This window comes from Actinoallomurus acaciae (genome assembly GCF_042429965.1).
Classification (GTDB): Bacteria; Actinomycetota; Actinomycetes; order Streptosporangiales; family Streptosporangiaceae; genus Actinoallomurus; species Actinoallomurus acaciae.
Genome location: NZ_JBHLZP010000534.1, coordinates 1 through 5,371 on the forward strand (window position 1 = coordinate 1; position 5,371 = coordinate 5,371).

Below are 5,371 nucleotides of genomic sequence, written 5' to 3' on the forward strand. Positions count from 1 at the left end.
TGCTCGCCGAGTGCGCCGACGAGCCGGCCCGCGTGCGTACGGGCCGCGGCGGTGGACACCTGCTGGCCGATCACGGCGCGGATGGCGAACTCCGCGCCGTCCGCGGTGCGCGGCACCCGCCGCCCGGGGCTCTTGTCCACGTACGGCGCCAGCACCGGGTCGCGGCGCAGCAGATCGTCCACGGCGACGGGGTCGGCGTCCAGGTCGAGCATCCAGCGGCATCTGCTGATCGCGTTGGCCAGGTCGCGCAGGTCGGTGAGGGACAGCCGGCAGGTGACGTGGTCCGCGCCCGGCCGCAGCGAGACGATCCCGTGGCCGTGCGGCAGCCGCAGGGTGCGCCGGTACGCTCCGTCGCGCCACTCCTCGACGCCGGGCACGGCGGTCGCCGCCAGGTGACCGAACAGGTTGTCGGGGCACAGCGGAGCACGGAACGGCAGCCGTAGCGTGAGCGTCCCGGATGTCTCGGCGGGCCGGCCGCGGCCGACGCGGTGGCGCAGCTCGGTCGGCGAGAGCGCGAAGACCTCCCGGACCGTGTCGTTGAACGTACGGATGCTGGAGAACCCGGAGGCGAACGCGATGTCGCTCATCGGCAGGGTGCTGGTCTCGATCAGGAGCCGGGCGGTCTGGGCGCGCTGGGCGCGGGCGAGCGCGAGCGGGCCGGCGCCGAGCTCGGCGCCCAGCTGACGCTCGATCTGCCGGGTGCTGTAGCCCAGGTGCGCGGCCAGGCCCGGCACGCCCTCGCGGTCGATGACGCCGTCGGCGATCAGCCGCATCGCGCGGGCCACCAGGTCGGCGCGCTCGTTCCACTGTGGTGAGCCGGGGCTGGCGTCGGGCCGGCAGCGTTTGCACGCGCGGAACCCCGCCTGCTGGGCCGCCGCGGCACTGGGGTAGAACCGCATGTTCTCCGCCTTGGGCGGCACCACCGGGCAGCTCGGCCGGCAGTAGATCCCGGTGGTCAGCACACCGGTGAAGAACCAGCCGTCGAACCGCGCGTCCTTGGACCGTACGGCGCGTACACAGCGTTCTACGTCCTCATGCATGCGTTCAAGCATCGCCTCTGCCCACCAGCCCACGCTAGCGAGAATCCGACACCAAGGTGGGTCACACAGATCCGCTGGGTGTGCGGCGACCGTTCACGCCCGCGACCACGGGGTGCGAGATATCCCACGGAGGGAAACTCCTCCCCGTGCGTACGGTGTGCGGCGCTTGTGGCATGCTCCCGTTCATGGTCAACCGGCTGATCGCGGGCATCCTGGCGCCCGCCATCGTCCTCGCCGGCTTCTACCTGTGGGGCCGCTCCCACCCCTATACCGTGACGCGTTCCACCGAGATCGCCGCCTCCCCCGCCCGGGTCTGGCAGGTCCTCACCGACCTGCGCTCCTACGACCGCTGGAACCCCGAGGTCACCGACGTGGCTGGCCGCCTCGCCGTCGGCGAGACCCTGACCCTGCGCCTGCACTCCAGCGGCGGCACCTCGACCGTCCGCCCGACCGTACGGGCGGCCGAGGCGGGCCGTGAGCTGCGCTGGTTCAGCCACTATCACGAGATCGGCGGGCTGGCCGACGGCGAGCAGCGGTTCACGATCGAGGCGGCCGGCGCGGGGCGGGTGCGGTTCACCCAGGCCGAGACGTTCCGCGGCATCGCCGTGCCGTTCCTCCACGGGAGCCTGGCCGCGAGCTGCGACCGCTTCGACGCGATGAACGCCGCGCTGAGGAAACGCGCCGAGTCAGGCGAGTGAGGCCAGCGCCCGCGCGGTGTCGTCCGGGCGCGACAGCATCGGATAGTGCCCGGTCGGCAACGGCACCACCTGCGGCACGCCGTCGAAGCCGGCCATCATCGGGTGCTTGTCCGCGATCATCCGCCGTACCTGTTCCTCCGCGAACATGCAGGCGATCAGTGTCTCCGGCACGGGCGTGCTGCGGTGCGTGCGCCGCAGCGGCTCGGTCGCGGTCGCGAACGGCTGGGGCACGCTGCGTTCCCGCAGCAGGCGCAGGTCGGCCGGGTTCAGGCCGGCCAGGTTGCGCGGGTCCTCCGCGACCTCGGCGAACGGCGGCGGGGGCAGCCGCCAGCCCTCTCCCTCCTCGGCGACGCGCCGCTCGATCTCCGTACGGGCCTCGGGCGGGTTGACGTCGAACTGCCGCGTCCCGTCCGGCAGCGGCACCGACTCCAGGTAGACCACGCGGGTGAGCCGCTCGGAGACCCGGTCGGCGGCCTGCGCCACCGGCAGCCCGCCACCGCTGTGCCCGACGAGGATCACCTCCCGCAGGTCCCCGTACCGCAGGGTGTTGACCACGTCGAGGGTGTGGGTCTCGATGCCGACTTCGGGCGTCGCCAGGTGCGCCCGGTCGCCGAGGCCGGTGAGCGTCACCTGGTGCACCTCGTGCCCGGCCGCCCGCAGCCGCGCGCCGACCGCCTCCCACACCCAGCCGCCGAGCCAGAACCCCGGGACCAGTACATATGTCGCCATCACACGTCCTTTCGTTGCGCCTGGTCCCGAACCTAGGGGTGAATCCGGACAAGGCCCGTCCGGTATAACGGGCAGAATTGCCCAGGGAGGATCCGATGTCTCATCCGACCACTCGTGTGCTGGCGATGCTGGAGCTGCTGCAGGCCCGCCGGGAGCTCACGGGCCGGGAACTGGCCGACGCGCTCGGCGTCGACGAGCGCACCGTGCGCCGCTACGCCCTGCGCCTGGCCGACCTGGGCATTCCGGTGGAGGCGCGGCGCGGCCGGTACGGCGGCTACCGCCTGCTGCCCGGCTACAAGCTGCCGCCGCTGATGTTCAGCGAGGACGAGGCGGTCGCGGTCGTGCTCGGCCTCCTCGTCGGCCGGCGCCTCGGCATCGCCACCGACGGTGCGCTGGAGAAGATCCATCGTGTCCTGCCGGCGTCGTTGCGGGACCGCGTCGCCGCGCTGCGGGAGACCCTCGGGTTCACGATGCCGGCGCGCGAGTCGCCGCCGCCGGACGCGTCCTCGCTGCTGGTCCTGGCCGCCGCGGCCCGCGACCGGCGGCGGGTACGGCTGCGGTACCGGTCCTGGCGCGGCGAGGACAGCGAACGCGAACTGGACACCTACGGCCTGGTCTTCCACTCCGGCCGCTGGTACGTCTCCGGGCTGGACCACCGGCACAGCGAGGTTCGCACCTTCCGGGTGGACCGGGTCGCCGCGGCCGAGCCGCTCCCGGTCACGTTCGCCGACCCGGGCGGGTTCGACGTCGTCGCGCATGTGACGGCCTCGCTCGCGTCCGTCCCGTACGCCCATGAGGTCGAGGTCGTGCTGGAGACCACGCTCGCCGAGGCCCGGCGGCGGCTGCCGCCGACGGTGGCGACGCTCACCGAGGTGCCCGGAGGAGTGCTGTTGCGGGCCCGCGCCGAACACCTGGACGGCATGGCACAGATGCTGGCCGGGCTGGGGTGGCCGTTCACCGTCCGTACGCCGCCGGAGCTGCGCGGAGCAGTACGGAAGCTGGGCGAACGCCTGCTCCGGTCGAGCTGACCACCGCGCGTCCCGTGCCTCGCCCGGCACCCGGCTCGGACCCCGGCCGCTACGAAGCCGGCTTCGGTACGATCCGGAGGGGTGAGAACGGGCAGCGATCACCCTCACGGCGGGCCGGCGCTCGGCCACGCCCGCGTCTCCACCGCCGAACGCGCCGCTCGCCCACTCGGCCGACTCGCGAATCCCCATGGTCAGAGCTGAGGAGAGTTGATGCGCAGTGGTATGGAGCTGGCCGGGCGATATCGGCTGGAGGCGCCCGTCGGCCGGGGCGGGATGGGCGAGGTGTGGCGGGGCGTGGACCTGCGCCTGCGCCGCCCGGTCGCGGTCAAGATCCTCCCACTGAGCGAGGCGGCCGACGGGGCCGGAATCGCACGGTTCCGGCGGGAGGCCGAGATCGCCGCAGCCTTGAACCACCCCGGCATCACCACGGTCTTCGACATCGACGAACACACCGACGGCGGTCTGCGCCTGCTGTTCCTGGTGATGGAGCTGATGCGGGGGCGCGATCTGGCCGCGGTCCTGCACGAGCATCCGGGCGGACCGCCCATCGCCCAGGTGCGGGACTGGGCGGTGCAGATCCTCGACGCCCTCGCCGCGGCCCACGGGCACGGGGTGGTGCACCGCGACATCAAACCGGCCAACCTCTTCCTGACCGACGACGGCCGGGTGAAGGTCTGTGACTTCGGGATCGCGCGCCTCCCCGGCGCCACCAGGATCACCGCCACCGGGTCGGTGGCGGGCACTCCGCTCTACATGGCGCCCGAGCAGATCGAAGGTCATACCGTCGACGAGCGCACCGACCTGTACTCCTTCGGCTGCGTGCTGTACCAGCTGCTGACCGGGACGACATGGGTGGACACCGGCTCAAGCGTCGGCGCCATCCTCTACCAGCACCTCAACCAGACCCCGGTGCCCCCGCGATCGGTGCGGCCCGACATCGACGACCACGTGAGCACTCTGGTGATGGACCTGCTGGCCAAGCGGCCCGGCGAGCGACCCAGGGACGCGGCCACCGTCGCCGCGCGCCTGTGCGGCCGGGACTCCCGGCCCACGCGCGCCGGCCGACCGGCGACGCTCCAGGAACAACCGGATGGCGGCACCCGGGACATGACCTCGGCTCGGGAGGAGATCATCACGGGCCTGGCCGAGATCATGCACGAGACCGCCGACGTACCGGGCGAGGACGTCCGGCCGGACAGGTCCTTCCGGCGAGATCTGGGCATCGACTCATTGACCATGGTGGAGGTCGTCGTCGCCGCGGAGGAGCGCTTCGACATCAGCATCCCGGACGGCGACATCAAGAGGCTGAAGACCGTCCGCGACGCGACCGACTACATCCTCAAGGCGCGCCGCTCCCGGTGACCGGCCACGGAGGCTCCGGACGCGATCTCGTCTGTCTCGCCGCGAGCCCGTACCCGGCTCGGCGATCGGAACGGGCCGGCCGTCGTCGGGCTACCGTTGCTCCGCATGACGCACGCCGAGATCGAGGTCACCGCGGAGCTGGTGCGGGATCTGCTGCGTGACCAGCACCCCGACCTGGCGGATCACCCGGTGCGGCTCGGCGCGCGCGGCTGGGACAACCAGCTGTGGCGGCTCGGTGACGACCTCGCCGTCCGGTTGCCCTGGGCGACGCGGTCCGCGGACGCTCTGCTGCGCAAGGAGCACACCTGGCTGCCCGCCCTCGCTCCGCGCCTTCCGCTGCCGGTTCCCGTTCCGCAACGTCTCGGCGAGCCCTCCGCGCGGTTTCCGCGGCCCTGGATCGTCACCACGTGGGTGCCGGGCGCGCCTGCCGACCGCGCCCCCGTCACGCGAGGCGCGGAGGCCGCGACCGTCCTGGCCGCCTTCCTGACGGCGCTTCACCGGCCCGCCCCCGAGC

At 72.9% G+C, this 5,371-nt stretch carries 6 protein-coding genes; 4 read left to right on the forward strand and 2 right to left on the reverse strand.

The genetic code is table 11. The features are described 5' to 3' along the window. On the reverse strand, positions 1–1,040 hold a 1,040-nt coding region (locus ACFFNX_RS41030), incomplete at its 3' end, for a bifunctional transcriptional activator/DNA repair enzyme AdaA (RefSeq protein ID WP_378211584.1). 185 nt (positions 1,041–1,225) lie between these two features. On the opposite strand from ACFFNX_RS41030, the gene ACFFNX_RS41035 reads away from it, so the two are divergent. Then, positions 1,226–1,738, forward strand: a complete 513-nt coding sequence (locus ACFFNX_RS41035; protein ID WP_378211585.1) for an SRPBCC family protein — start codon at positions 1,226–1,228, stop codon at positions 1,736–1,738. Here the strand turns inward: ACFFNX_RS41035 and ACFFNX_RS41040 are convergent. Beyond that, a complete protein-coding gene (locus tag ACFFNX_RS41040) occupies positions 1,727–2,467 on the reverse strand; it encodes an alpha/beta fold hydrolase (protein ID WP_378211586.1) in 741 nt (246 codons plus the stop codon). The genes ACFFNX_RS41035 and ACFFNX_RS41040 overlap by 12 nt on opposite strands. A gap of 95 nt (positions 2,468–2,562) precedes the next feature. On the opposite strand from ACFFNX_RS41040, the gene ACFFNX_RS41045 reads away from it, so the two are divergent. The 3 genes from ACFFNX_RS41045 to ACFFNX_RS41055 all read left to right on the forward strand — a co-directional run. Further along, positions 2,563–3,495 (forward strand): helix-turn-helix transcriptional regulator, encoded by a 933-nt coding sequence (locus tag ACFFNX_RS41045; RefSeq protein WP_378211587.1) that lies wholly within the window; start codon positions 2,563–2,565, stop codon positions 3,493–3,495. 210 nt (positions 3,496–3,705) lie between these two features. Then, positions 3,706–4,857, forward strand: a complete 1,152-nt coding sequence (locus ACFFNX_RS41050) for an acyl carrier protein (RefSeq protein ID WP_378211588.1) — start codon at positions 3,706–3,708, stop codon at positions 4,855–4,857. A 105-nt stretch (positions 4,858–4,962) separates the two neighbouring features. Beyond that, on the forward strand, positions 4,963–5,371 hold a 409-nt coding region (locus ACFFNX_RS41055; RefSeq protein WP_378211589.1), incomplete at its 3' end, for a phosphotransferase.